Origin of the sequence: Caballeronia sp., assembly GCF_049581465.1 — a bacterium.
GTDB lineage: Bacteria > Pseudomonadota > Gammaproteobacteria > Burkholderiales > Burkholderiaceae > Caballeronia.
In genome coordinates, this window is sequence record NZ_JBAUSA010001314.1 from 1 (window position 1) to 2,660 (window position 2,660).

Sequence of the window (2,660 nt, forward strand, 5' to 3'; positions counted from 1 at the left end):
ATATCGCATCGCCGCCCGCGTGCACGTCAAGCGGCGCAGAGATCGCGGCAGCGGCGTCAATCAAGCTCGCGTCCTCCCGCTGCTCGCACAGCCAGCGCAGCAACACGTTGCCGCCAAGCGAGACCCCCGCCGCGAAAATAGGCCCGGCATGCCGCGCCCTAAGGCGGCGCAAGACCCAGTCGACTTCGGCGCTATCGGCGAGATGGTAGAAACGCGGCAGCAGATTCATCGGGCCACTGCAACTGCGAAAATGCGGGACGACTCCGTGCCAGCCCCGCGCCTTGGCTTCTGCCATCAGCACTCGGGCGTAGTGGGAATCGGAACTGCCCTCCAGACCGTGGAACAAGACGAAAAGCGGCGCCGTGGACGCCGGCGCCGCCGTGCTGTCGCCATCATTGGAAAGCCAGTCGAGGTCGATGAAATCGTCGTCGGGTGTCGTCCATCTTTCCCGCGTATAGCTCACCGCAGGCCGCCGTGCAAACAACGCGGGGACGATCGTCTGCGCATGTGCGCTCGGCAGCCACAGCGGCGCACGATACAGCCATTCGGTCAGGGGTTCGCGCAGCTTGCCGGGCCCGCTAGAAGCCACTTGCGCAATCGCAGCGGGCGGGCGGCAAGGCTCGCACGCGAGCTCGGAAGGATGCGGAATGTCGCGTTTCATGGCGCGTCTTCGTATGGTGACGTTCGCGCGTCTCAGGCTCGGCAAAAGCAACGCTCACGCAATAGGTGCGAGAGAACAAACGTCGCGTGTCATGGGGCGCGTTCGAACAGGATACCGCCCGCCAAGTTGCCGCGTGTGCGGCAGGTGACACAAACGCAACAGATATCAATGCAATGGCCCTTGGCCACGACGCATTTTTGCGGCGACCTGCCCGGCGGCATCGGCGGGCATCGGGCTGGCGTGAATATGCGCAATACGCCATTCGCCCCGTTCGTGGACCATCACATAAGTACTGAATACCATCATCGGCCCATGGTCCGGTTCGGCCGACTGATGCGCTTCGGCGATGGCGTACACCACGGTGCCGAGGCTGTCGTAGACACGAATATCGAGCGGCTCGACCGTGCACGGCCGGTTCTCGAACTGCACCGAAAGTCCGGCACGGATACTGTCCAGCCCGCTCAGGTGCGCGCCATCCGGGCAAATGAAAGACGCGAAATCTTCATCGATCCAGAGCGCCATCACACTGTCGATATTGCCCTCCGACACGGCCTGATAGTAGGCGTTGAGGGTATCGGCGGCGGCTTCGAACAGGCGGGCAAAACGTGGCATGGCTCGTGGGTCTCTAACGGTCGGTGCATGGCGCCCGATGCTGGCAGGGCAGTCCGGCGCCACGGTTCGGTCAAGTTTCAAAAGCATGCCTCCGCTAGGGTGGCATTGGTATGTGAGCCCCCTCTCAACCGGAACATGGCCTGTGTGGGCGACTTCAATCAGCTCCGACACTGCAACTGCGAGGCTCCGTCAACGAGGCTGCATCAACAGCATGCCACGAAGGTCGCTGAAAACCTGTTCTGCGCTGAGTTCGCGCAGGCAGTTCAGATGGCCCAGCGGACACTCGCGTTCGAAGCACGGACTACATTCGAGATGGAGCCATTGTACCTTTGCGAGTTCCGAGAGGGGCGGCGTATGGCGCGGGTCGGTCGAGCCGAATACCGCCACCAGCGGGCGACGCAGCGCGGCGGCCACATGCATCAGCCCCGAATCGTTGGTTACCACCGCGCTCGCACGCGAGATCAGCGCGCACGCCTCGCCCAGCGATGTCTGTCCGCACAGGTTCCGGACGTTCGACGCGCGATCGACAATAGCCTGCGCAATCGGCGCATCTTTCGGCGAGCCCAGGGCGACAATCCGCGCATAAGGAAACGACTGGGCGACGAACTGGGCGAGCGTGGCGAAATGCTCGGGCGGCCAACGCTTCGCCGGGCCGAATTCCGCACCCGGACAAAACACGACGAGCGGCGCGCGGGTATCGAGATTGAAGCGGGTCGAGACGCGCGCGGCTTCGTTCAGGTCGGCATCCAGGCGTGGTACGGGCATGGGCACCGTGGCGTTTTCCTGTAGCCACGGCAACTTCGCCCCGGGGGCGTAGGCGAGGGCGGCATATTGGCCGACCATGGGGGGACGTTCGTCCTTGGCCGGATTGCCGTGACGCACGTTGAGCAAACCGTAGCGGCTTTCGCCCGTATAGCCAATCCGCAAATTGATGCCCGCGAGCCACGGTATCAACGCCGATTTCAACGAATTCGGCAGCACGTACGCGGCGTCATAGCCCACGTCGCGCAGGTCGCTCGCGAGTTGCCATCGGCGCAGCATTTGCAGCTTGCCGTGCGCGAGGTCCGTGGCGTAGACGTCGTGAATCTCGGGCATGCGCTCCAGGACAGGCGCGACCCACGCGGGCGCGACCGCATCGATCACAATGCGCGGATGCAATTTCTTCAGCAGCGAAAACAGCGGCTGCGCCATCAATGCGTCACCGATCCAGTTCGGTGCGATAACCAACGCGCGACGCATCTGTGTAATTTCCAGTCTCAAAAATGACGCAGCCACGCGGCTTGGGCGTGGTCGTCGAAGCAGCTAAATGGGGTTCGCCGGGCGTTTGCGCGCCGGGCAGCGGAAGGTATCGGCGGCGATTGGCAGGGGGCCGCAGGCATCATCGTTC

The 2,660-nt window shown here is 63.5% G+C and carries 3 protein-coding genes; all 3 read right to left on the bottom strand.

Annotated elements, in window-relative coordinates:
* Positions 1-661 (bottom strand): YheT family hydrolase (locus WCA53_RS31860; RefSeq protein WP_423921116.1); only part of this gene is annotated, 661 nt, incomplete at its 3' end.
* 165 nt (positions 662-826) lie between these two features.
* Positions 827-1,273, bottom strand: coding sequence for a nuclear transport factor 2 family protein (locus WCA53_RS31865; RefSeq protein ID WP_423921119.1), 447 nt, complete (start codon positions 1,271-1,273; stop codon positions 827-829).
* Between the two features lie 189 nt (positions 1,274-1,462).
* Positions 1,463-2,512: a lipopolysaccharide heptosyltransferase II gene (waaF, locus tag WCA53_RS31870; RefSeq protein ID WP_423921122.1), complete on the bottom strand. Its 1,050-nt coding sequence runs from the start codon at positions 2,510-2,512 to the stop codon at positions 1,463-1,465.
* Positions 2,513-2,660: the final 148 nt, after the last annotated feature.